Origin of the sequence: uncultured Arthrobacter sp., assembly GCF_964021775.1 — a bacterium.
Classification (GTDB): domain Bacteria; phylum Actinomycetota; class Actinomycetes; order Actinomycetales; family Micrococcaceae; genus Arthrobacter.
In genome coordinates this window covers 81,191-103,791 of record NZ_CAXHZI010000007.1, presented here as the reverse complement: position 1 = coordinate 103,791, position 22,601 = coordinate 81,191, and the positions used below count along the sequence as shown (strand labels likewise).

The following is a 22,601-nucleotide window of genomic DNA, read 5'->3' as shown; positions in this document are numbered from 1 at the left end:
TCAGGCTGCTGCTCATGGGGATCCTCACGGTGGTGGCGGGTGCTGCTCCGGTCCCTTCCACGGTAGGCCCGCTCCGTGCCGCACAGCCCAAGCGGGAGTGAACGCCAGGCGAAGTTTCCGGGCCACGCCAGGCTGGCTAAGATGGATCAGATGACCAACTGCTGAAAGTAGTGCGCACATGCCATCCCATCCGGACGAGAGTGCGGCACTGGCAATACAGACCCCCGCAATCAACGACCGCTCCCTCGCGGCCGGGCTCGCCTACGCCATGGGGAGCCGGGTTTCCGGGATTTCCTTCGACGCCGCCACCGGGCTGATGCTGGGGAAGGTCCGCGGCGGCGCGGATGTTCCCTATTCGACGACGGCGAAGCTGGTCCGCAAGGGCGGCGGCTGGAGCTGCAGCGTCGGTGTCTGCAGCTGCCCGGTCCGCAAGGACTGCAAGCACGTGGCCGCCCTGCTGTTCGCCGCCGAGGACAACCCGGCGACCCGCCTCCAGCTGCTGGCACCTGCGGAGTCCTCCCGGCTGTCCCGCCAGGCCCCGGCGCTGGACCTGCCGGACTGGGAGCAGGCCCTCAGCCCGCTGATCGCCCGGCCGGGAATCACCCAGTCCACCAACGGCGTCCCGCTCGCGCTGCAGTTCGAGATTGAGGAACCGGCGCCGCACTTCTCCTACACCGGCCGCCGCGATCCGCTCCGCAGCGTCCGGCAGCTCAAGGCCCGGCCCGTCATTATGGGCGCCAAGGGCAAGTGGATCCGCGGAGACGTCTCCTGGAACACCCTGAGCTACCTGAACTACCGGCGCGAATGCAACGAAGCCCACGTGGAGTGGATGCTGGAATTCCTCGCCTCGCACACGGCCCTGGCGAACCGCCAGCACGCCGGCACCGCGCCCTGGCTGGGGTTGAACACCTACGCCGGCAAGAACCTCTGGAGCCTGCTGGCCGAGGCCCGGAAGATCGGCCTCGCCCTGGTCCACGGCCGGGGCGACGAACCCGTGCGGCTGGCCGACGAGCCGGCCGCCGTGGGGCTCAACCTGACCCGGCTCGGCGCCGGGGAGGCCGACGGCGGGCTGGCGCTCGCTCCGACCATCACCGTGGAGGGCTCGGTGGTCGATCCGGCGTCGGTAGGGACCATCGGGCGGCCCGCGCACGGGATCTTCCTGACCTCCGGCGCGGACGCGCTGCCCGGCGTTGCCCCGGGCGACTCCGCGATCACCCTGGCACCCCTGGAAGCCGGACTCAGCGAGGAGCTGCTGACCTTCGTCACCGGCGGCACCACCCTGCATATTCCGGCCCGGGACGAGGGACGCTTCCTGACCGGGTTCTACCCCAAGCTCAAGCAGACCGCGCGGGTCACCGCCTCCGATGAATCCGTCGAGCTGCCCGCCCTGGCGGTGCCCACGCTGTCCCTGCTGGCCAACTACGGCGCGGACCACCGGGTCCGGCTGCACTGGGAGTGGCACTACAAGTCCGGCACCCTGGTCACGGCGCAGCCGCTGTGGCGGCACCCCGGCGACCACGGCTACCGTGACGACACCGCCGAGGCCCGCATCCTGGAGACCGTGGGCCAGCCGTGGGACGTGGTGCCGAAGCTCGGCGAATCCGCCACCGGCGGCTGGGGCACCCCGCGGCTGGCGGCGTCCGCGGAGCTCAGCGGCCTGGACACGCTGGCCTTCACCGAGGAAATCCTGCCTGCGCTCCGCGAGCTTCCGGACGTCTCTGTGGACACGGCCGGTGAGATTGCCGACTACCGCGAGGCCGAGGAGGCGCCGGTGGTGTCGATCTCCACCAAGGCCACCGAGCAGCGCGACTGGTTCGACCTGGGCATCCAGATTTCCCTCGAGGGCCAGCCGGTGTCCTTCGCCGCCGTGTTCTCCGCCCTGGCGGCCGGCCAGACCAAGATGCTGCTGCCCAGCGGCGCCTACTTCTCCCTGGACCTGCCCGAGCTGCACCAGCTGCGCGCCCTGATCGAAGAGGCCCGGGAACTGCAGGACAACAAGGATGCCCCGTTGCAGATCAGCCGCTTCCAGGCCGGGCTCTGGGACGAGCTGGCCCAGCTGGGCATCGTCGACGAGCAGGCCGCCGCGTGGCGCGAGGCCGTCGGCGGGCTGCTGGAGGGCGGCGTCAAGGGGCTGCCGCTGCCGGACACGCTGAACGCCGAGCTGCGCCCGTACCAGCTCGAGGGCTTCAACTGGCTCAGCTTCCTCTACCGCCACGGCCTGGGCGGGGTGCTGGCCGATGACATGGGCCTGGGCAAGACCGTGCAGGCCCTGGCGCTGATCTGCGCCGCCAAGGTGGCGGCCGCTGAGTCCGGCGCGGACACTGTCCCGGCGGCCGACGGCGGCAGCGCCCCGGGCGGTGCGCCCGGGAGCGCGCCCGGGAGCGCGCCCGGCGGTGCGCCGTTCCTGGTGGTCGCGCCCACCAGCGTGGTCGGAAACTGGCAGGCCGAAACCGCGCGCTTCGCCCCCGGACTGACGGTGCGGGCCATCAGCGAGACGTTCGCGAAGAGCGGCTCGGTGCCGGCCGAGGCCATGGCGGGCGCCGACGTCGTCATCACCTCCTACGCGCTGTTCCGGATCGACTACGAGGCGTACGCCTCCCGGCAGTGGGCCGGCCTGGTGCTGGACGAGGCGCAGTTCGTGAAGAACCACCAGTCCAAGGCCTACCAGTGCGCCCGGAAGCTCCCCGCCTCCTTCAAGCTGGCGATCACCGGCACCCCGCTGGAAAACAACCTGATGGAGTTCTGGGCACTGACCTCGATTGTGGCCCCGGGGCTCTTCTCCAGCCCCAAGCGCTTCGCCGAGTACTACCAGAAGCCGGTGGAGAAAAACGGCGACAAGGCGCAGCTGGACAAGCTCCGGCGTCGGGTCCGGCCGCTGATGATGCGCCGCACCAAGGAACAGGTCATCCACGACCTGCCGCCCAAGCAGGAGCAGGTCCTCGAAGTTGTGCTGAACCCGCGGCACCAGAAGGTCTACCAGACGCACCTGCAGCGCGAGCGGCAGAAGATCCTGGGTCTGATCGAGGACGTGAACAAGAACCGCTTTACGATCTTCCAGTCCCTCACCCTGCTGCGCCAGCTCAGCCTGGACCCCTCGCTGATCGACCCCTCGCTCTCGGGGGTGCGCGCCAGCAAGCTCGACGTCCTGTTCGAGCAGTTGGAGGACCTTGTGGCGGAGGGCCACCGGGCGCTGATCTTCAGCCAGTTCACCGGTTTCCTCGGCAAGGTCCGGGAACGGCTCATCGAGGAGAACATCGAGTTCTGCTACCTCGACGGGAGCACCCGCAACCGCACCGACGTCGTCAACGAGTTCAAGAACGGCGCCGCCCCGGTGTTCCTGATCAGCCTCAAGGCGGGCGGCTTCGGCCTGAACCTCACCGAGGCGGACTATGTGTTCCTGCTGGACCCGTGGTGGAACCCCGCCTCCGAAGCGCAGGCCGTGGACCGCACGCACCGGATCGGCCAGGCGCGCAACGTAATGGTCTACCGGCTGGTGGCCAAGGACACGATCGAGGAAAAGGTCATGGCGCTCAAGGCCAGGAAGTCCCAGCTGTTCGCGGACGTGATGGAAGGCGACGCGCTTTCCGGCGGCGCGCTGACGGCCGAGGACCTGGCAGGGCTCTTCACCGACTGACTCCCCGGCCGCCCCGGTACCTTGGGCCGGTGACTTTCAGCCCTACCGGCCGGCGCCGGCCGGGTGTCCAATGGTGGCCCAGGGAAGAAGCCGGGCGAAGGAGCGGGTAGCCATGGCCGCACGGACACGGTTCAGGGGCGCGGCGGCGCGCCCGCGGCGGCGGCTGGCATCGGTGCTGGCATCCCTGGCGCTGGTGCTGGGCCTGATGCCTGCCGCCGCTGCTCCGGCCGAGGCTACCACCCTCTACGGGCACGACTTCTCCTGGCCCCAATGCCCGACGGCGGTCGGCGGCCTGGGCCTGCCGCTCCCGCCGGCCACCACTTCGTTCGTGGTGCTTGGACTGACCCGGGGGCTCCCTTTCACCGAAAACCCCTGCCTGGCCAGCCACGTCGCCTGGGTCAAGGCGAACAACAAACGCGCCCACGCCTACACCATGGCCGCGTTTCCTACGGCCGCGCAGCTGACGGCGTACCGGGCGCAGGGCCCGTGGTCCGCCAGTACCCGGGCCGGGCAGCTCTCCAACGTCGGTTACGCCGAGGCCCGCTACGCCGTCGCCAGCCTGCAACGGACCGGTTTCCGGCCGCCCATGGTCTGGATCGACGTGGAGCCGCGCCCGGCCCAGCCGTGGCCCACCGCCACCGCCGGCCAGCAGCGCGAAAACCGGTACGTGGTCGAAGGACTGATGCGCGGGCTCCGGGACGCGGGATATTCCTACGGGCTTTACTCCTATGCCTCCGGCTGGCAGGCCATCACCGGCTCGTGGCGGCTGCCGGGCGTTCCGGTCTGGGCCACGGCCGGACGCTTGGACTACCCGGCGGAGGCCCTGGACCGGTGCCGGCAGGCCAGCTTCTCCGGCGGCCGGGTCTACCTGTCCCAGTGGTACGACGACGTCCGCGACTACGACCTGACCTGCGACCCCTACGCCTTCACGCCGCTCCCGGTACCGGCTTCCACCCTTTCCGGCGCGACGGCGGACTTCAACGGTGACTGGAACAACGATGTCCTGGCCCGGGTCGCGGCCACCGGCGAGATGAGGCTCTACCCCGGGACGGGCCGCGGCGGCCTGTCCCCGGGCATCAAGATCGGGACCGGCTGGGCCGCCTTCAATGCCCTCGAAACTCCGGGCGACTTCAGCGGGGACGGACCGCTGGACGTGCTCGCCCGGGAGAGCACCACCGGCCGGCTCTGGCTGTACCGCGGGACCGGCACCGGCGGCTGGCTCCCCAGGGTACTGATCGGCACGGGATGGCAGGCTATGAACTCCATCCTCGGCCCGGGCGATTTCAACGGCGACCAACGCGTCGACGTGCTGGCCCGCGAATCCGCGACCGGTTATCTCTGGCTCTACCCGGGCAACGGCAACGGCGGCTGGCTGCCCCGCGTCCGGATCGGAAGTGGCTGGAACATCTTCAATGCGCTCGTCGCCCCGGGGGATTTCGACGGCGACGGCGCGGCGGATGTCCTGGCCAGGGAGGCCGCCAGCGGCCGGCTGTGGCTGTACCGCGGCACCGGCGCTGGCGGCTGGCTCCCCCGGGTCCTGGTCGGCAGCGGCTGGAACGCCATGACCGCCGTGATGAGCCCCGGGGACCTCAACGGCGACCGCACGCCGGACGTCCTGGCCCGCGACAGCACCGGGGCACTCTGGCTCTACCCCACCAGCGGCGCCGGCAAATGGCTGCCGCGGGTCCGCGCCGGGATCGGCTGGAACATCATGAACGCGATCTTCTGACCCGCGGCCGGCGGGCGGTGGGGTTTAGCGGCCGGGGGCCGGACCTACACTGCGGCCGGGGCCACGACCGGGCCGGCGCCGAGGGTCCCCCGCAGCCAGCGCCCCAGCGCCTTGCCCTTCCCGGTCCACCAACTGTCCTCGTCTGTGTCGTGGTGCCACCGGAAGATGACCGCCACGAGGACAAAGACACCGGCAGCCACCTGTTCCCAGGCGCCGGAAGCGGCGTGGACCAGCACGATGAGGGCCATGCTCAGGATCGAGGGGAGCGCCAGCGTCCGGAACACGGTGTTGGCCAGGTAACGCCGCCTGGAGCGCGGCACGGAGACCGCCCGGACCATGTCGAAACAGACGCAGACCACCACCATGGACTGCCCGAGGGCCATCAGGAGCAGGCCCGGCAAGGAGTTTCCAAAGAGGGCCACTGCGTGCAACCCGGTGTTCATGGCCGGCCCGCGAACGCTGTGGACGCCGGCGCTGCCGCGCCCGGAAGTGGTGAACTGAACATGTGCTGCCCCCCGACAATTGCACCGGAACTTACGAACCGGGCGGCCGCCTGGCCGCCAAGACAATTCAACCGGCTGCGCGGGCGGGAAGTCACGGCCCGCCGGTACCCGACTATGCGCCGTCGACCACGTGACTTTGCGTGCGAGTACTCAGTCGGGGCGTCCCGCTACTTGGAGCCGGCAGCGGGGACGCGTTAGGGGGTCTCCCGCGGCCGCCACACCACCAGGGCCTGCGAGCGGGCGCGGGGCCGCTGGCCGCGGGCGAGGGTGACGACGTCGCCAGCGGCCCCCGCGGCGAAGATGCGGGAGTCCAATGGCTGCCGGCGCCGTCCCAGTTCGTCGGTCAGCTCGGCGACCCGGTGTTGCAGCGCGGCAACCTGGTTCTCCAGTTGCAGGATCCGTTTGATCCCCTCCAGCGAGACGCCCTCCTGCGAGAGGCGCTGCACCTCACGGAGCATGTTCACGTCTCGCTGCGAGTACCGCCGGGACTTCCCGGGGGCGCGGCTGGGCGAGACGATGCCGAGCCGGTCGTACTGGCGCAGCGTCTGCGGGTGCATGTCCGCCAGCTCCGCGGCGACGGAGATGACGAAGATCGGCTGGTCGAACTCGATGTCCATGCCCGGACCCCGTCCTTAGAGCCGGGCCTTGGCTGCCAGGCCGGCGCGGACGTCTTCGCCGGAGGTGGCCGCGGCGAAAGCCTTGACGGCTTCCTCGGCGTCCTTGTTCAGCTTCTTCGGCACGGCGACGTCGATGGTGACCAGCAGGTCTCCGGTGGCCTTGGTGTGCTTGACACCGCGGCCCTTGACCCGCAGCGTCCGGCCGGACGGCGTGCCGGCCGGAACCCGGACCCTGACCTTGTCGCCGTCGATGGTCGGGACCTCGATGTCGGCGCCCAGGGCGGCCTCGGCGAAGGTGACCGGGACGTGGATGCGCAGGTTGTCGCCGTCGCGGGTGTAGAAGTCGTGCGGCTTGACCGTGACCGTGACCATGAGGTCGCCGTTGCCGGCCGGACCGTACTGGCCCTTGCCGCGGACGCGGACTTTCTGGCCGTCCTTGATGCCGGCCGGAATACGAACGTCGATGACCTCGCCGTCCGGTTCGCGCAGCCCGATGGTGGTGCCGCGGATGGAGCCGGCGAAGGAAATGCTGGTCGACGCGGTGCGGTCGGCGCCCTTCTGGGGGCCGCGCTGGAAGGACTGGCCGCCGCCGAAACCGCCGCCGCCGAACAGGTCGGCGAACTCGGGCGGAATACCGCCGGCCGTGCTGTACCCGCCGGAGTGGCGCCCGCCGCCGCCGGTGAACAGGCCGCCGAACAGGTCCTCGAACCCGGCACCGCCGGCGGCACCGCCAGCCCCGCCCGGGGCGAAGCGGGCGCCGCCGCCCATCGCCCGGATGGCGTCGTACTGCTGCCGCTCGTCGGCATCGGAGAGCACCGAGTAGGCCTCGGAGATGTCCTTGAACTTCTTTTCCGACGCCGTGTCCCCGGCGTTGGTGTCCGGGTGGTGCTGCCGCGCGAGCTTCCGGTAGGCCTTCTTGATGTCGGCGTCGGAAGCGTCCTTGGCGACACCAAGGATCTTGTAGAAGTCCTTGTCCACCCAGTCCTGGCTAGCCAATGGCGTTTCCTCTCTAAAGTGTGTGCCGAGGTGACAGTTCACGCCAATGTTTGCTGGAAACACCGGCGCGAACTGTCACCTCGATGGCGTGCTGCTACGCAGGGACGGCGACGATGACCTGGGCCGCCCGCAGGACCCGCTCGCCGGACTTGTAGCCCGAGCGCAGGACCTGGCTGACCGTGTCGGTTTCGACGTCGGGGCCGGGCTGCTGGATGAGGGCCTCGTGGATCGTGGGATCGAACTCCACGCCGGTCTCATCGATGCGCACCAGGCCGTACGTCTTCAGCGCGTTCTCCAGCTTCGCGGCGATCGCGGCGAACGGTCCGTCCGCGAGGTCGCCGTGCTGCCGGGCGGCGTCGACGTCGTCCAGCACCGGGAGCAGGGCGTTCAGGACGCCGATGACGGCCATCTCCCCTGCCACGGCGCGGTCACGTTCGACGCGCTTGCGGTAGTTGACGTACTCGGCCTGCAGGCGGCGGAGGTCGTTCTTCAGTTCCTCCGCCTCCCCGGCACCCGCGCCCTGCGCCACGGACTCCGCGGCCGGAACGTCCACGCTGTTGAGGATGTCCTCGGCCTGGGACAGTGCGTCCCCGGAATCCGAATCCCCGGCGGCGGTGCGCTCCTGGTCGGGATGACGTGCCTGGCCGGTCTTCGGATCAACCTTGCGGTTGTCGTGGATCACCGGCTTCTGGTTCTCGTCGCGGCTCTCGTCGCGGCGGTCCCCGGAGGCTCCGTGCTCTTCTTCGTTACCGTGGTGCGGCATGATTACTTCTTCTCGTCTTCGTCAACGATCTCGGCGTCAACGATGTCCTCGTCGGAAGCTGCCTGCTCACCGGCCGGGGCACCCTGGGCGCCGGCATCGCCGTCGGGGGAACCGGGCTGGGCGTAGATGGCCTCGCCGAGCTTGGTCTGGGAAGCCTGAAGCTTCTCAAACGCGGTCTTGACGGCGGCGTCATCGGTGCCTTCGAGCGCCGACTTGAGGGCGTCGACGTCGGCCTGGACCTCGGTCTTGACCTCTTCGGGGAGCTTGTCGGCGTTGTCGGCGATCAGCTTGTCCACGGAGTAGGCGAGCTGCTCGGCAGTGTTGCGGGTGTCGGTCGCCTCGCGGCGGGCCTTGTCCTCTGCTGCGTGCTCCTCGGCGTCGCGGACCATGCGGTCGATGTCTTCCTTGGAGAGGCTGGAGCCGCCGGTGATGGTCATCGACTGTTCCTTGCCGGTGCCCTTGTCCTTCGCGGAGACGTGCACGATGCCGTTCGCGTCGATGTCGAAGGTGACCTCGACCTGCGGAACGCCGCGGGGGGCCGGGGCGATGCCGGTCAGTTCGAAGGTGCCCAGCGGCTTGTTGTCCCGGGTGAACTCGCGCTCGCCCTGGAAGACCTGGATCGCCACGGAGGGCTGGTTGTCGTCAGCCGTGGTGAAGGTCTCGCTGCGCTTGGTGGGGATGGCCGTGTTGCGCTCGATCAGGTGCGTCATGACACCGCCCTTGGTCTCGATGCCCAGAGACAGCGGGGTGACGTCGATCAGCAGCACGTCCTTGCGCTCGCCCTTCAGCACACCGGCCTGCAGTGCGGCGCCGACGGCGACGACCTCATCCGGGTTGACGCCCTTGTTCGGCTCCTTGCCGCCGGCGAGTTCCTTGACCAGGTCGGAGACGGCAGGCATACGGGTGGAGCCGCCGACCAGCACGATGTGGTCGATGTCGGAGAGCTTGATGCCAGCTTCCTTGATGACATCGTGGAACGGCTTCTTGGTGCGCTCCAGCAGGTCCTTGGTGAGGTCCTGGAACTTGGCGCGGGTCAGCTGCTCGTCCAGGTGGACCGGGCCGTCGGGGGTGACGGAAAGGTACTGGAGGGAGACGTTGGTGCTCGAGGAGGAGGAGAGTTCCTTCTTGGCCTGCTCGGCGGCCTCACGCAGGCGCTGCAGGGCGATCTTGTCCTTGGAGAGGTCGATGCCCTTGACCTTGAGCTGGTTCAGCAGGTAGTCCACGACGCGCTGGTCCCAGTCGTCGCCGCCGAGGCGGTTGTCACCGGCGGTGGCGCGCACCTGGATGGTGGAGAAGTCGTCTTCGTCCTTGCCGACCTCGAGGAGGGAGACGTCGAAGGTTCCGCCGCCGAGGTCGAAGACGAGGATGAGTTCGTCTTCCTTGCCCTTGTCCAAGCCGTAGGCCAGGGCGGCCGCGGTGGGCTCGTTGACGATGCGCAGAACCTTGAGGCCCGCGATTTCGCCGGCTTCCTTGGTGGCCTGGCGCTCGGCGTCGTTGAAGTACGCGGGAACGGTGATCACGGCGTCCGTGACCTTTTCACCGAGGTAGGACTCGGCGTCGTTCTTGAGCTTCATGAGGATACGCGCGGAGATTTCCTGCGCGGTGTACTTCTTGTCATCGATCGCGACGCTCCAGTCGGTGCCCATGTGGCGCTTGACCGAGGCGATGGTGCGGTCGATGTTGTTGACGGCCTGGCGCTTGGCGATTTCGCCGACCAGGACTTCGCCGGACTTGGAGAATGCAACGACCGACGGCGTGGTGCGGCCACCCTCGGCGTTGGCAATAACGGTGGGCTCGCCACCTTCGAGAACGGAGACGACGGAGTTAGTGGTTCCGAGGTCAATACCTACTGCACGTGACATGTGTTGCTTCCTTCTTTCCTTGGAAACTTGCTGGCCCCGGCAATCGGGCGGGTGCCCGGCGACCGGGCCATACCCGGAGTTCGAGCCCGTCGAGAACGAGGCGCGCCCACTTATTGAGCGCTCTGCACTCAACTTTACGCAGCCCGGATGAGATGTCAATCCGAAGTTGAGCCAACCCGACTCAACTTTGTCTCAGGGGACACCCGCAGGGCCCCGCGGCCGCCGCGAATCCGCCCAATTGTGCGGTTTTTGGGCAGTATAAGACGCCCACCGCCGCGATTTCGCTGTGCGTGAACGGGCCCGTGGTGACGTCCGGGCGGCGGTTTAGAGCCCTTTGCGGCCCGAGTCGTCCCGGACGGTGCCGTCCCGCCCCGCCGCTTCGTCGTCCGCGGCGTTTTCGGCGCGGCGGCCGGTGCGCTGGGCGCCTGCGGACCCGGCTGCGCCGTAGTCACCCTCGGGATATTCGCCCTCTTCGGCGGCATCCGGGCCGGTGGCGCCGGCTGCGCCGTAGTCGCCTTCGGGGTAATCGCCTTCTTCGGCGCCAACGGTCGACCCGCCGGTTACACCCGCCTTGCCGTAATCCCCCTCGGCATATTCACCCTCCGGGGCCGCCGCCGGGTTTTCCCCCGCCACGCCCGCCTGGCCGTAGTCGCCTTCGACGTACTGGCCGGCGTCGCCCTCGACGGCCGGTTCCTCGGCGCCGGCCGGAACCGGGGCGGTACCGTGCTGCTTCGCTGCTGCCGTTCGATCAAACTCACTGTTTTCAGACATGGGTGGATCCCTCCTGCAGGCGTGGGCGCCCGCGCGGGCGCAGTCGCAGTCTATCGAGCACGGCGGGGAGGCAACAGGGGTCCTCCGGCCGCGAGGCGGCGCTGGGCCCGCAGTCGACGCCGCTCACGCAAGCAGCCGCCGCCACCGTGGCCTGGTGGGGGGACCAGGGACGGTGACGGCGGCTGCGACTGGGGGCTCCGGTTGGCGGGGCTTCCGGCGGGGCTCCGGCTAGCGGATGCCGGCGTCGGCGGATTCCGGTTCCGGTGCGGCCGGCAGGTCCCGCACGCCGGCGTCAGCCGCGGGACGGCTGAGCTTGCTCGGCCACCAGATCCGCGGGCCAATGTCGTAGGCCAGGGCCGGGACCAGCAGGGACCGGACCAGGACCGTGTCCAGCAGTACGCCGAACGCGACGATGAAGGCCAGCTGCACCAGGAACATGATCGGGATGACGCCCAGCGCCGCAAAGGTGGCGGCCAGGACCACACCGGCCGAGGTGATCACGCCGCCGGTGACGCCGAGGCCGCGCAGGATACCGGGCCGGGTGCCGTGCTTGAGGGACTCCTCGCGGACCCTGCTCATCAGGAAGATGTTGTAATCCACGCCCAGCGCGACGAGGAAAACGAAGCCGAAGAGCGGGACGGTGGCGTCGGCTCCCGGGAATCCAAGGATGTGGTTGAACACGACGGCGGAGACGCCCATCGCGGCGCCATACGAGAGCACCACCGAGGCGACCAGCAGGACCGGTGCCAGCACTGAACGCAGCAGCAGCATCAGGATCACCAGGATGACTGCGAGGACCACCGGGATGATGGTGACCAGGTCGCGCTGGGCCGTGGTGTTGGTGTCCAGGGCTGTGGCGGTCACCCCGCCGACGAGGGCGCCGACGTCGATCTTCTTCAGCTCCTGCCGCAGGTTGACCACGACGTTTTCGGCCTCGTTGGAGTCCGCGGCGTAGTTCAGCGTGGCGTTGATCAGCACCTTGCCGTCCCGGACCGCCGGGGCGGTGGGAGCTGCCGGCGCACCGGGCGCTCCCTGGGCGCCGGGGACAATCGGCACGTTGCCCTCGGCCAACAGGTAGGCATCCCCGACGCCGTCGCTCGCCTTGGTCTTGTCGAGCACCTCCTGCGCCTTGGCCTCGTCGGCGACGATCACGGCGGGGCTGCCGGAGCCGGCGTCGAAGTGCCGGGCCAGGGCGTCCTGGCCGTCCACCGCGTTGGAGGCGGCAAGGATGACGTCGGTCTGCGGTACGCCGTTGGCCTTGAGCTGGAGGACTCCGGCGGATGCCACCAGGAGCAGCAGCACGGAGGCGATCCAGACGGTGCGCGGGCGGCGGGACACGAGGGACCCGGTGGCGCGCCAGATTCCCTTCTGGCCCTCCAGACCGGTGACGAGCTCCGGCTCGCGCTCGGTCTCCGGGAGCAGCTTGGGGCGAAACGGCCAGAAGGCGACCCGGCCCAGCAGCGCCATCATCGCCGGCAGCAGGGTCAGCGCCGCGAAGAGCGAGCACAGGATGCCTGCGGCCGCCACCGGGCCGAGAGCCTTGTTTGAGTTGAGGTCCGAAAAGAGCAGGCAAAGGAGCGCGATGATGACAGTGGCGCCGGAGGCCAGGATCGGCTCCCAGGCGGCCTTCCACGCCGTGAGCGCCGCGGCCGTGCGGTTGGTGGTGTGGGTCAGCGCCTCGCGGAAGCGGGCCACGTAAAGCAGCGCGTAGTCCGTGGCGGCGCCGATCACCAGGATGGAAAGGATGCCCTGGCTCTGGCCGTTGAGCTGGATCCAGCCCAGCTTCGCCATGCCAAAGACCAGCAGGATGGCGGCGCAGAGCGCGAAGACCGAGGTGAACAGCACGGCAATCGGCAGCAGCAGCGAACGGTAGACGACCAGCAGGATCAGGAAGACCGCCGCCAGCGCCACCAGCAGCAGGATGCCGTCAATGCCGGCGAACGCGCTGACCAGGTCAGCCGTCAGCCCGGCCGGGCCGGTGACAAAGGTCTGCATGCCCTCCGGAGCGGAGGACTTCACCTCGTCCCGGAGCTCCTTGATGACGTCCTTCACCTCGTCGGAGGAGGCGATCGGAACCACAAACTGGACCGCCTTTGCATCCTCGGAGGGGATCGGTCCGATTACGGTGCTGCCGACCTGCAGGGCTTCGAGCTTGCCCTTCAGCGCAGCGGCCTCGCCGAGCTGGGCCCGGGTGAACGCGGCGTCGCTTTCGATCACGATGACGGCCGGGATCTCCTTGGAGTCGCGGAATTTGGCCTGCCAGTCCTGCGCTTCGGTGGCTTCGGCGCCCGCGGGAAGGAAGGATGCCTGGTCGTTCGAGGAAACCTCGCTCAGCCGCCCGAAGGTGGGGCCGCCGATGCCCGCAATGGCGAGCCACGCGACCACCAGGACCACGGGAACCAGCCAGCGCAGCCAGAACGGGACACGGGTGGAGTTTTGCCGGTTGCGTTTCATGGCGTCCTTCTCGGGGTGGCGTGGCGGAGTAGACTTTAGTAAATCATAGATTATCTCCATCATAGATATAAGTGACAGGCTAGAAAGATTTTGACTTCGCAGGCTGAAGGGCTGGAGTAAACTCCGGAAGGCGCCAACCGCGCAGGCCTCCCGGGGCGCCGAGCAGGAAGGGTGACATGTCAAAAGAGATGCCGGCAATCCCTGACGCCGCCGGTCCCCCGCCGCTAGTGAGTCTGCTTCAGGAGTTCAGCCTCGAAGCCAACCGCTACGCGGACTCGGCGGGCGCCCGGAACGACATGCACCGTACCGACCTCAATGCGTTGTCCGTGATTATGCAGCACACCGCGAGGAACCAGGTGGTGACACCGGGCGTGCTGCGCAAGGAACTCCATCTCAGCTCGCCCGCCACCACCGCCCTGATCGACCGGCTGGACAAGTCCGGGCATGTGGTCCGGGAACGGCAGGGCACGGACCGCCGGCAGGTCCAGCTGCGGATGACCCCCAAGGCGTACCGCGACGGTGGCGCCATGTTCCTGCCGCTCGCCCGGCACGTGGGGGCCGCCATGGAGAACTTCAGCCCGGCCGAGCTGGAAATCGCCACCCGGTTCCTGCACGCCATGATCGATGCCACGGTCCGCGCGGGAGAGGAAGCCGCCGCTGCCCCGGCTGACCCGCACTAGTTGCCGCCAACAAGGGCCGGTCAGTTAGGCCCGTCCCGGCCGCGGGAGGCGTAGCGTTTCTTTATGAGTGCTGAGCAACCCGACGATGTCTACACCCACGGCCACCACGAGTCGGTGGTCCGCGCGCACGCCTCACGGACGGCGGAAAACTCCGCGGCGTTCGTCCTCCCGCATTTGACCCCCGGCGTTTCGGCGCTCGACGTCGGCTGCGGGCCCGGCAGCATCACGTGCGATTTCGCCGCGCTCGTCACCCCCGGCGAGGTCACCGGCGTGGACCGCTCCCCCGAGGTCATCGCCCACGCGAGCGCCCTGGCCGCGGAGCGCGGGGTGGCCAACGTCCGCTTCCTCGCTGGGAACCTCTACGACTTGGACTTCCCGGACGAAACGTTCGACGTCGTCCACGCGCACCAGGTGCTGCAGCACCTCACCGATCCTGTCGGCGCCCTGCGGGAAATGCGCCGGGTAGCCAAGGCCGGTGGGATCGTGGCCGTCCGCGACGCCGACTTCCACGGCATGAGCTGGTACCCGCAAATCCCCGAGCTGGACGAGTGGATGGAGCTCTACCAGCGGATCGCGCGCCGGAACGGCGCGGAGCCCGACGCCGGGCGGCGGCTCGTGTCCTGGGCGCAGGCTGCCGGGTTCACCGACGTCGCCCCGTCCAGCAGCAACTGGCTCTACGCCACCGGGCAGCAGCGGCGCTGGCAGGCCCGGGTCTGGGGCGAGCGGGTGCTGCATTCGGCCTTTGCGGACCAAGCGCTTGAGTACGGTTTCGCCACCGCCGCGGATCTGGCCCGGATCTCCGCGGGCTGGCACCGCTGGGGCTCCACGGACGACGGCTGGTTCCTGATCCCCAATGGCGAAGTGATCGCCCGGGCCTGAGCGGCAGCCGGTTGTCCACATAGCAGCGCTACCCGCTGTCGGGTGGCCCGTGCGGTTTTCTAGCATCGGGACATGATCATCCAAGCAGGCTTTGACTTCGAGATACTCGCCCGCCCCCGCATCATCCAGCACGGCATGCTCATGCCCAGTCTCGTGCTGATTTGCCTGGACGAAAGCATGCAGTTGAACAGCGTGCGCATCGTTCCTGGCACTTTCGCCGGCTGCCTGGTTCCGTTCGAGGGCGCCATCCTGGCGGCACTGAATCCGGACTACACCAAGTACTTCGCGATAGCCCACCCTGGCAGCTTCAGTGAGGCCTTCAGCGAGCCGGACCCACTGCTGGACGAGGCAGCCGCTTTGGAAACGAAAGCAGCCGAACGGGGGATGCGGTTGATCGGCCACTTCGCTATCGATGAGACGGGCTCCATGTCGGCCCGCCCGCGCTCGTACTTTGACGAATACCCCAGCCACGAGGACCTCCCCAGGACCATGGTGCATTGGGTTCATTCGAAGTTTGGCAACTGCGGCTCACTCACAGCACCGCCACAGTAGCGTCAGAGGCCGGCCAGGTCCGGCCAGCACCGCTGCCGCCACTAACAGCTACGGACCTGCCCGGGCCCCCGCCGGCCATTCCCTGCGTTCCAAACTCCCGCTAGGGTGCACTCAAAGACCTACTGCGAGGAGAGACCATGCGCAAGGTGACGGCCGGCCTGTTCAGCTCCGTGGACGGCGTGGTTGAAGACCCGTTCCGGTGGCAGTTCGACAGCTTCGACGAGGATCTGGGCGCCGGGATGGGCGCGATGATGGGCCGGATCGACACGGGTCTCCTGGGCCGCGTCGGGTACCAGCAATGGTCGGAGTACTGGCCGAACGCCGAAGCGGACGCCGACTTCGCCGGGTTCATCAACCCGCTGCCCAAATTTGTGGCGTCCCGGACCCTGACCGGTGACCTCGGCTGGCAGAACTCGCGGCTGATCGAAGGATCCCTGGAGGATTTCGTCGCGGACCTGAAGCAGGGTGAGGGCGGCGACATCGGCATCTTCAGCAGCATTTCGCTGGTCCGGCAGCTGCTGTACGCCGGGTTGCTGGACAGCCTGATGCTGATCGTCCATCCGGTGATCGCAGGCAGCGGCCGGCGGCTCTTCAACGACGGCGACCCGCTGACGCGGCTCGAGCTGCAGTCATCCCAGCAGACCAGCAAAGGCAACATGATCCTCAGCTACGGCCTCCGCCAGGGCTGACCGGGTCCGGCCGCCGGGTGACCGGGGCGCCGGGTGACCGGGGCGCCGGCCGCGTCATCGAACCGGCCGGCCCGGTGAGGAAACGTAAACTTGGTAGGTGCAACTTTCCCTTTGGCTGGCCCTCGCCGGCGCCGGCGTCCTAATCAGCTTCACGCCAGGCGCGGGCGCCATCAACACCATGAGCAACTCCCTGAACTCCGGATTCCGGCGTTCCATCTGGGGCATCCTCGGCCAGCAGGCCGCCTTGGTAGTGCACATCCTGATCGTGGCCCTCGGCGTCGGGGTGCTGGTGGCGAGCTCGCCGCTGGCCTTCAACATCATCCGGTACGCCGGAGCCGCCTACCTCGTTTATCTTGGCATCCAGCAGTTCCGGCACAAACCCGATCTGGACCAGGAGAAGGCCGACGCGCTGCGCAACGAGCCGGCGCTCTCCATGTTCCGGCGCGGTTTGTGGGTCAACCTGCTCAACCCCAAGGCGATCGTCTTCTTCCTCGCCTTTATGCCGCAGTTCATCCGACCGGACCAGCCGCTCCTGCCGCAGTACCTCGTTCTGTCCGCCACCGTGATCGTGATCGACATCCTGGTCATGTGGTTCTTCTTCGCGGCGGCCGCCACAAGCTTTCAGCGCTTCACCCATGACGCCCGCGGGCAGCGGATCCTCAACCGGACCTTCGGTGTGCTGTTCATGGCCGTCGGCGTGTTGCTGGCGCTGATCCACTAGTCCGGGCGGACACCCGGGCCGCAAGTGTCCGTTCGCGCCGCAACCCGGGCCGCAAGTGTCCGTTCGCGCCCCAACCCGGGCCGCTACTGTCCGTTCGCGGGCGTGAGCTTCCGCAGATCGGCCTTCCGGATCTTGCCGCTGGCGGTCCGCGGCATCTCCTCCACGAACACCACCGACTTGGGTATCTTGTACCGGGCCAGCCGGCCCTCCAGGTGGCCGCGCAGCTGCTCCTCGGTGAGCCGGGCGCCGTCGCGCAGCAGCACCACAGCCCGCGGCACCTCGCCCCACTTCGCGTCCGGCACGCCGATCACCGCGACGCTGCCGACGGCGTCGAGCTCGGCGATCGCCTGTTCCACCTCGGCCGGGTAGATGTTTTCCCCGCCGGAAATGATCATGTCCTTGAGCCGGTCCGAGATGAAGACGAAGCCGTCCGGGTCCTTGTAGCCCATGTCACCGGACTTGAACCAGCCGTCCGGGGTGTAGGAATCGGCCGAGGCCTCGGGCCGGTTCCAGTATTCGCGGATCACGTTGGGGCCCTTGATCTGGATCTCCCCCACCGTTCCGGGCGCCGCCGGGCCGGCCTCCGGGTCCATGGGATCGGCCACCCGGACGTCCGTGAAGAAATGCGGCAGCCCTGAGGATCCGGCCTTTTCCCGGGACCGCGCGGCGGGCAGGGTGGTGGCCCCGGGGGCCGTTTCGGTCATGCCGTAACCGTTGGAGAACCGCAGGCCCCGGAGTTCGTAGGCCTCCAGGACCCGCATCGGCACCGCGGAGCCGCCGCAGGTCAGTTTGTTCAGCGAACTGAGGTCCGTCGTGTCCCAGTCCGGGTGCTCGCAGAGCATCTGGTAGGTGGTGGGGACCCCGCTGATGGTGGTCGCGCGGTGCTGCTGGATCAGTTCCAGCGTCCGGCGCGGATCGAACTTGGCCTCCAGCACTACGGTGCCGCCCTTCAGCAGCGTGGGCAGGACGCCCATGTCCAGCGAGGCCACGTGGAACATCGGGGAGATCATCAGCGCCACGTCGGAAGAGGAGAAATCGAAGTCCACCAGCACGTTGATGCAGTTCCAGGTGATGTTGCCGTGCGTCAGCAGCGCCCCCTTGGGGTTGCCGGTGGTTCCCGAGGTGTAGAGGATCATGGCGCCGTCGTCGAGGCCCACGGGCTCGTCCGGCGCCGTCGGGGAGCCGGACGCCACCACGTCTTCGAAGGCCTCGAACCCCCCGGTGCCGGCGGGGCCGGCGGGACCGCCGTCGTGCACTGCCGCGGCGGGCACCGGAGAATCGTCGACGACGATCCGCGCCCGCACCGCGGTCTCAGGGGAGCCGCGCTCCGCCAGCCCGGCGAGCGTGGCCGCGTGGACCAGCAGCACGGCGCCGCTGTCCCGGAGCTGGAACTGGATCTCGGGCGGAGCCAGCCGGGTGTTCAGCGGCACGAAGACCGCGCCGATCAGCCCGGCGGCAAAGAGGGTTTCCAGGAAGGACGGATCGTTCTCGCCGAGGTACGCCACCCTGTCGCCCCTGCCCACCCCGCGGTCCCGGAAGGCGTTCGCGAGGCGGACGGAACGCTCCGCGAGCTGTTCGTAGCTGAGCTCCCGCGTTCCGGCGATGACGGCGGTCTTCGGACCCGACTTCGGGCTGCGCCGTTGCAGCCACGAACCGATGCCAAGATTCTCCACGGCAAATCCTTTCTAGTTAGACGGTAATGCCTGCAGGGCCGGTTAGGACCGGACGGCTTCCAGATCGTTGTTCTTCGGTTCCCGGGTCAGCAGGATGAAGACGATCGACACGACAGACATGACGGCGAGGTACCACACCACGGACGAGGTGTCCTGCCCGGAATCCTTGAAGATCTGCGCCACGATCCCCGGGGTAAAGCCTGCCCCGAGCAGGGTGGCGAGCTGGTAGCCCAGCGAGGCGCCGGTGTACCGCGAGGTGGTGCCGAACTGCTCGGAGACGAAGGCCGCGAGCGGGCCGAACAGCGTGGAGTGGATCATCAGGCCCACCGCGAATGCCACGAAGATGAGCCCGATGTTGTTCGAGGACAGCAGCTGGAACATCGGCACGAGGTACACGATGAACAGGACCAGGCCGCCGATCATCACGGGCCGCCGGCCCAGCTTGTCGGAAAGCCGGCCGCCCATGACCACAAAGATGATGGAGACGAACGACGCCGCCGCGAAGGCGTACAGCACACCCTGCCGGTCGGCGCCCTTGGACACCGCATAGGTCACGGAGAACGTTGCCAGCACTACCTGCAGCGCGAATCCGGCCGCGCCGGCCAGCATCGTGAAGATGAGGGTCTTGGGCCGGCGCAGGACCTGCAGCAGCGGGATCTCGCGGCGCTCCGCGGTACCCAGTGTGGCCTGCTCGGCTGCCTCCTGCTCCAGCGCGGCCTTAAAGATCGGGCTTTCCGAGACCTTGAGCCGGACAAACATGCCCACGCCCAGCAGGACGAAGGAGAGCAGGAACGGCACGCGCCAGCCCCAGGCCAGGAACTGTGCGTTCGGCAGGGCGGAGAAGGCGCCCATCACGAGGGTTCCGAGCACCGCGCCGGTGGGGGCGCCGGCGTTGACGAACGACGCCGCGAAGCCGCGCTTGCCGGACTCCGAATGCTCCAGCGCCATCAGGGCGGCCCCGCCCCATTCGCCGCCGACGGCGATGCCCTGGAAAACGCGGAGGATCACCAGCATGACGGCGCCCCAGGGACCGGCCACCGAGGCGTCGGGTACCAGCCCGATCAGGGTGGAGGCGATGCCCATCACCAGCATCGAGACAATCAGCATGCCCTTGCGGCCGAGTTTGTCACCGAAGTGGCCGAAGATCACGCCGCCCAGGGGCCGCGCGACGTAGCCCGCGGCAAAGGTCCCATAGGCGGCGACGACGCCCACCCAGTCGTCCATGCCGGAGAAGAAGACCTTGGGAAAGACCACCGCGGCCGCCGTGGCGTAGAGCAGGAAGTCGTAGTACTCGATGGTGCTGCCGAGGTAGCTCGAGGCGATGACAGTCCGGGCCTCCCGGCGGCGAGTGCCCGCGTCCATGGACTGCAGCTGCGTAATTTGGGACATCGTTGTTCCTAGGGGCAGTGGGGGTGGTGGGGGCTTACTTGTAGAAGCGTGCGAGGAACTCGGCGACGACGGCGGGGCGTTCCTGGCCTTCAATCTCGATGGTGTTGGAGACCTTGATCTGGGCACCGCCCTTGACCTCGGTCACCTCAGCGATCGTGGCGCGCATCCGGATCCGCGAACCCACCTTGACGGGGGAGGTGAAGCGGACCTTGTCCAGGCCGTAGTTGACCTTGGTGGTGACGCCCTCGACGTCGAACAACTCGCCCCAGAACGGGATGATGAGCGAGAGGGTGAGGAAGCCGTGTGCGATCGGGGCGCCGAAGGGGCCGTCCTTGGCGCGTTCCGGGTCCACGTGGATCCACTGGTCATCGCCGGTAGCGTCGGCGAATTTGTTGATTTGTTCCTGCGTGATTTCGCGGTAGTCGGTGGCGCCGAGGTCGGTGCCGGCGAGGGTGAGCAGTTTGTCGAAGTCGACGACGAGGTTGGGCATCTTTGGCTCCTGGTGTAGGTGGTGGAACGACGGCGGGATCCGGCTGGGCGGCCCGCCTGAAGGATCGCTAGGTGAAGGCTTAGCGGGTGAAGGCGCTCTGGCCGGTGAGGGCGCGGCCGATGATCAGGGCGTTGATTTCGTGCGTGCCCTCGTAGGAATAGACGGCTTCGGCGTCGGCATGGAACCGGGCGACGTCGGTCTCGAGCGTGATGCCGTTGCCGCCCACCACTTCCCGGGCGAGCGCCACGGTTTCGCGCATCAGCAGGGAGGTCTGCATCTTGGCCAGGGCGGAATCCTGGTCCCGGTAAATGCCTTTTGCCTGCTGCTCGGTCAGCCTGACCACGAGGGACAGGGCCGAGGTGACGTTGCCGAGCATCCGGGCCAGCTTCTCCTGGACCAGCTGGAAGGACCCCAGCGGCCGGCCGAACTGCTCCCGCTGCGTGACGTAGCGGCAGGCGGCCTCGAACGCGCCGGCGGCCATGCCGGTGGCGATCCAGGCGACGTCGGAGCGCATGGCCCGCAGCATCGCGGCCACGTCGCGGAAGGAGTTGACGTTGTGCAGCCGCATCGATTCCGGGACGAGGACGTCCTCGAGGGTGATGTGTGCGTTCTGCATCATCCGCAGGGACGTCTTGCCGTGGATCTTCTCCAGGGTGACACCGTCGGCCTTACGGTCCACGAGGAACGCTTTGACCTGCCCGTCGGCCTCGTCGCGGGCGAACACGGCCAGCACGTCGGCCGTGGCCGCTCCCCCGATCCAGCGCTTGGCGCCGTTGATGACCCAGCTGTCGCCTTCGCGGCGGGCGCTGGTGGAAAGCCCGCCGGCGATGTCAGAGCCGGAGTCCGGTTCGGTCAGCGAAAAGACGCCCTTCAGCGAGAAATCGAGAACCTTGGGCATCCATTCGGCCTGTTGCTCGGCGGAGGCACCGACCCGGATGGCGGTCCGGAACAGCCCGGCCTGGGCCGTGTAGAAGGTGGCCAGCGACGCGTCCGTGCGGGCAAGTTCGAAGATCCGGAAGCCGTGGTAGATGCCGCGGGCGGGGGTTCGCTCTGCACCCGGGGAGCCGGTCAGTTCCGCCGGCTCCATCAGGTCCAGGTCGATCAGCGGCCGGGCCAGCTGGTCCGGGAAGTCGCCGCGCTCCCAGTACTCGGCGAGCAGCGGCCGGGCCTGTTCGTCGAGGAAGGTGCGCAGCCGGCCCAGGACCCGGCGCTCGGCGTCGGTGAGCAGGGATTCGGCGTCGTAAAAGTCGCAGACCCCGTACAGCCGCTCCTGTGCGGCGGCGACGTCCGTGCCAACGCTCATCTCAGCCCTCCAGCCCGAGCAGGCGGACGGCGTTGCCCTTGAGGATCTTGGGGCGGACCGCGTCCTTGAGCGGCAGGTCCGCGAAGGCGCCCAGCCATTTCTGCGGGGTGATCAACGGGAAGTCGGTGCCGAACAGCACCTTGTCCTGCAGCACCGAGTTGGCCATCCGGACCAGCGACTCGGGGAAGTACTTCGGCGACCAGCCGGACAGGTCAATGAACACGTTGGCCTTGTGGGTGGCGATCGAGTTGGCCTCGTCCTGCCACGGCACCGAGGGGTGCGCCATGATGATCTGCAGCTCCGGGAAGTCCGCGGCGACGGCGTCGAGCAGGAGCGGGTTGGAGTAGCCGAGCTTGATGCCGTACCCGCCGGGCAGCCCCGCGCCCATGCCGTTCTGTCCGGTGTGGAAGATCGCCGGCAGGCCCAGTTCCTGGAGGGCCTCCCAGAGCGGATAGAACTGCTCGTTCGAGGGGTCGAAGCCCTGCAGGCTGGGGTGGAACTTGAAGCCGCGCGCGCCCAGGTCCACGGCCTGGTGCTTGGCGCCCTGGATGGCCTCGGTGCCGGTGCGCGGGTCGACGCTGCCGAACGGAATCAGCACATCGTTGTTCCGGGCCGCCCCGGCGATGAGTTCGGGGATGCTGTTGGGTTCGTGCTTGAGCTGGGTGCGGGCGTCCACCGTGAAAACGACGGCGGCCATGTTCAGTTCGCGGTAGATCTCCGCGATCCGGTCCAGTGACGGCGTCCGCTCCTCGGCTTTGAAGTACTTGGCGGAAGCCTCGGTGAGCGTCTCCGGCAGGGAACCGTGGCCGTGGCCGTCCACCTCGAGGTGGACGTGCATGTCGATCGCATCGAGCTTTGCGGCATCGATGCCGAGTTCGTAGCGTGCGGCGGTCATG

19 protein-coding genes are annotated in these 22,601 nt (G+C 68.4%); 7 read left to right on the top strand and 12 right to left on the bottom strand.

From position 1 onward, the window contains the following. Positions 1 to 178 precede the first annotated feature (178 nt). On the top strand, positions 179 to 3,634 hold the full coding sequence (locus tag ABIN76_RS09185; protein WP_346959403.1) for a DEAD/DEAH box helicase: 3,456 nt from the start codon (positions 179 to 181) through the stop codon (positions 3,632 to 3,634). A 112-nt stretch (positions 3,635 to 3,746) separates the two neighbouring features. Beyond that, a complete protein-coding gene (locus ABIN76_RS09180; RefSeq protein WP_346959402.1) occupies positions 3,747 to 5,363 on the top strand; it encodes an FG-GAP-like repeat-containing protein in 1,617 nt (538 codons plus the stop codon). A gap of 44 nt (positions 5,364 to 5,407) precedes the next feature. On the opposite strand, the gene ABIN76_RS09175 is transcribed toward ABIN76_RS09180, so the two are convergent. The 7 genes from ABIN76_RS09175 to ABIN76_RS09145 all read right to left on the bottom strand — a co-directional run bounded on the left by ABIN76_RS09175 (position 5,408) and on the right by ABIN76_RS09145 (position 13,329). Next, a complete protein-coding gene (locus tag ABIN76_RS09175) occupies positions 5,408 to 5,785 on the bottom strand; it encodes a hypothetical protein (RefSeq protein ID WP_346959401.1) in 378 nt (125 codons plus the stop codon). Between the two features lie 275 nt (positions 5,786 to 6,060). Next, positions 6,061 to 6,483, bottom strand: a complete 423-nt coding sequence (locus tag ABIN76_RS09170; protein WP_346959400.1) for a heat shock protein transcriptional repressor HspR — start codon at positions 6,481 to 6,483, stop codon at positions 6,061 to 6,063. 15 nt (positions 6,484 to 6,498) lie between these two features. Beyond that, the gene (locus ABIN76_RS09165) at positions 6,499 to 7,479 is read right to left on the bottom strand and encodes a DnaJ C-terminal domain-containing protein (protein WP_346959399.1); all 981 of its coding nucleotides are present in this window, start codon (positions 7,477 to 7,479) and stop codon (positions 6,499 to 6,501) included. Between the two features lie 94 nt (positions 7,480 to 7,573). Further along, positions 7,574 to 8,242: a nucleotide exchange factor GrpE gene (locus ABIN76_RS09160; protein ID WP_346959398.1), complete on the bottom strand. Its 669-nt coding sequence runs from the start codon at positions 8,240 to 8,242 to the stop codon at positions 7,574 to 7,576. 2 nt (positions 8,243 to 8,244) lie between these two features. Beyond that, positions 8,245 to 10,104, bottom strand: coding sequence for a molecular chaperone DnaK (gene dnaK, locus ABIN76_RS09155; RefSeq protein WP_346959397.1), 1,860 nt, complete (start codon positions 10,102 to 10,104; stop codon positions 8,245 to 8,247). 324 nt (positions 10,105 to 10,428) lie between these two features. Next, positions 10,429 to 10,875 carry a hypothetical protein gene (locus tag ABIN76_RS09150; protein ID WP_346959396.1) on the bottom strand — a complete coding sequence of 149 codons (447 nt, stop codon included), beginning with the start codon at positions 10,873 to 10,875 and terminating at the stop codon, positions 10,429 to 10,431. Between the two features lie 228 nt (positions 10,876 to 11,103). Beyond that, on the bottom strand, positions 11,104 to 13,329 hold the full coding sequence (locus ABIN76_RS09145; RefSeq protein ID WP_346959395.1) for an efflux RND transporter permease subunit: 2,226 nt from the start codon (positions 13,327 to 13,329) through the stop codon (positions 11,104 to 11,106). A 176-nt stretch (positions 13,330 to 13,505) separates the two neighbouring features. On the opposite strand from ABIN76_RS09145, the gene ABIN76_RS09140 reads away from it, so the two are divergent. From ABIN76_RS09140 to ABIN76_RS09120, 5 genes are all read left to right on the top strand, one after another. Further along, entirely contained in the window at positions 13,506 to 14,009 is a 504-nt protein-coding gene (locus ABIN76_RS09140) for a MarR family transcriptional regulator (RefSeq protein WP_346959394.1), read from the top strand. 63 nt (positions 14,010 to 14,072) lie between these two features. Next, the gene (locus ABIN76_RS09135; RefSeq protein ID WP_346959393.1) at positions 14,073 to 14,888 is read left to right on the top strand and encodes a methyltransferase domain-containing protein; all 816 of its coding nucleotides are present in this window, start codon (positions 14,073 to 14,075) and stop codon (positions 14,886 to 14,888) included. 72 nt (positions 14,889 to 14,960) lie between these two features. Further along, the gene (locus tag ABIN76_RS09130) at positions 14,961 to 15,440 is read left to right on the top strand and encodes a hypothetical protein (RefSeq protein ID WP_346959392.1); all 480 of its coding nucleotides are present in this window, start codon (positions 14,961 to 14,963) and stop codon (positions 15,438 to 15,440) included. 137 nt (positions 15,441 to 15,577) lie between these two features. Beyond that, the gene (locus ABIN76_RS09125; RefSeq protein ID WP_346959391.1) at positions 15,578 to 16,129 is read left to right on the top strand and encodes a dihydrofolate reductase family protein; all 552 of its coding nucleotides are present in this window, start codon (positions 15,578 to 15,580) and stop codon (positions 16,127 to 16,129) included. 97 nt (positions 16,130 to 16,226) lie between these two features. Next, positions 16,227 to 16,850 carry a LysE family transporter gene (locus tag ABIN76_RS09120; RefSeq protein WP_175322337.1) on the top strand — a complete coding sequence of 208 codons (624 nt, stop codon included), beginning with the start codon at positions 16,227 to 16,229 and terminating at the stop codon, positions 16,848 to 16,850. 83 nt (positions 16,851 to 16,933) lie between these two features. On the opposite strand, the gene ABIN76_RS09115 is transcribed toward ABIN76_RS09120, so the two are convergent. From ABIN76_RS09115 to ABIN76_RS09095, 5 genes are all read right to left on the bottom strand, one after another. After that, entirely contained in the window at positions 16,934 to 18,523 is a 1,590-nt protein-coding gene (locus ABIN76_RS09115) for a long-chain fatty acid--CoA ligase (protein WP_346959390.1), read from the bottom strand. A gap of 42 nt (positions 18,524 to 18,565) precedes the next feature. Then, on the bottom strand, positions 18,566 to 19,912 hold the full coding sequence (locus ABIN76_RS09110) for an MFS transporter (protein ID WP_346959389.1): 1,347 nt from the start codon (positions 19,910 to 19,912) through the stop codon (positions 18,566 to 18,568). Positions 19,913 to 19,946: 34 nt separating this feature from the next. Beyond that, positions 19,947 to 20,402 (bottom strand): MaoC family dehydratase, encoded by a 456-nt coding sequence (locus tag ABIN76_RS09105; RefSeq protein ID WP_346959388.1) that lies wholly within the window; start codon positions 20,400 to 20,402, stop codon positions 19,947 to 19,949. Positions 20,403 to 20,481: 79 nt separating this feature from the next. Then, on the bottom strand, positions 20,482 to 21,705 hold the full coding sequence (locus ABIN76_RS09100) for an acyl-CoA dehydrogenase family protein (protein WP_346959387.1): 1,224 nt from the start codon (positions 21,703 to 21,705) through the stop codon (positions 20,482 to 20,484). A gap of 1 nt (position 21,706) precedes the next feature. Further along, positions 21,707 to 22,600: an amidohydrolase family protein gene (locus tag ABIN76_RS09095; RefSeq protein WP_346959386.1), complete on the bottom strand. Its 894-nt coding sequence runs from the start codon at positions 22,598 to 22,600 to the stop codon at positions 21,707 to 21,709. Position 22,601 lies beyond the last annotated feature (1 nt).

Bases quoted from the DNA above. Each gene is read 5' to 3' on its own strand.
- ABIN76_RS09185 (WP_346959403.1), top strand. From the start codon at position 179: ATGCCATCCCATCCGGACGAGAGTGCGGCACTGGCAATACAGACCCCC.
- ABIN76_RS09180 (WP_346959402.1), top strand. From the start codon at position 3,747: ATGGCCGCACGGACACGGTTCAGGGGCGCGGCGGCGCGCCCGCGGCGG.
- ABIN76_RS09170 (WP_346959400.1), bottom strand. From the start codon at position 6,483: ATGGACATCGAGTTCGACCAGCCGATCTTCGTCATCTCCGTCGCCGCG.
- ABIN76_RS09160 (WP_346959398.1), bottom strand. From the start codon at position 8,242: ATGCCGCACCACGGTAACGAAGAAGAGCACGGAGCCTCCGGGGACCGC.
- dnaK (WP_346959397.1), bottom strand. From the start codon at position 10,104: ATGTCACGTGCAGTAGGTATTGACCTCGGAACCACTAACTCCGTCGTC.
- ABIN76_RS09150 (WP_346959396.1), bottom strand. From the start codon at position 10,875: ATGTCTGAAAACAGTGAGTTTGATCGAACGGCAGCAGCGAAGCAGCAC.
- ABIN76_RS09145 (WP_346959395.1), bottom strand. From the start codon at position 13,329: ATGAAACGCAACCGGCAAAACTCCACCCGTGTCCCGTTCTGGCTGCGC.
- ABIN76_RS09140 (WP_346959394.1), top strand. From the start codon at position 13,506: ATGTCAAAAGAGATGCCGGCAATCCCTGACGCCGCCGGTCCCCCGCCG.
- ABIN76_RS09135 (WP_346959393.1), top strand. From the start codon at position 14,073: ATGAGTGCTGAGCAACCCGACGATGTCTACACCCACGGCCACCACGAG.
- ABIN76_RS09130 (WP_346959392.1), top strand. From the start codon at position 14,961: ATGATCATCCAAGCAGGCTTTGACTTCGAGATACTCGCCCGCCCCCGC.
- ABIN76_RS09125 (WP_346959391.1), top strand. From the start codon at position 15,578: ATGCGCAAGGTGACGGCCGGCCTGTTCAGCTCCGTGGACGGCGTGGTT.
- ABIN76_RS09110 (WP_346959389.1), bottom strand. From the start codon at position 19,912: ATGTCCCAAATTACGCAGCTGCAGTCCATGGACGCGGGCACTCGCCGC.
- ABIN76_RS09105 (WP_346959388.1), bottom strand. From the start codon at position 20,402: ATGCCCAACCTCGTCGTCGACTTCGACAAACTGCTCACCCTCGCCGGC.
- ABIN76_RS09100 (WP_346959387.1), bottom strand. From the start codon at position 21,705: ATGAGCGTTGGCACGGACGTCGCCGCCGCACAGGAGCGGCTGTACGGG.
- ABIN76_RS09095 (WP_346959386.1), bottom strand. From the start codon at position 22,600: ATGACCGCCGCACGCTACGAACTCGGCATCGATGCCGCAAAGCTCGAT.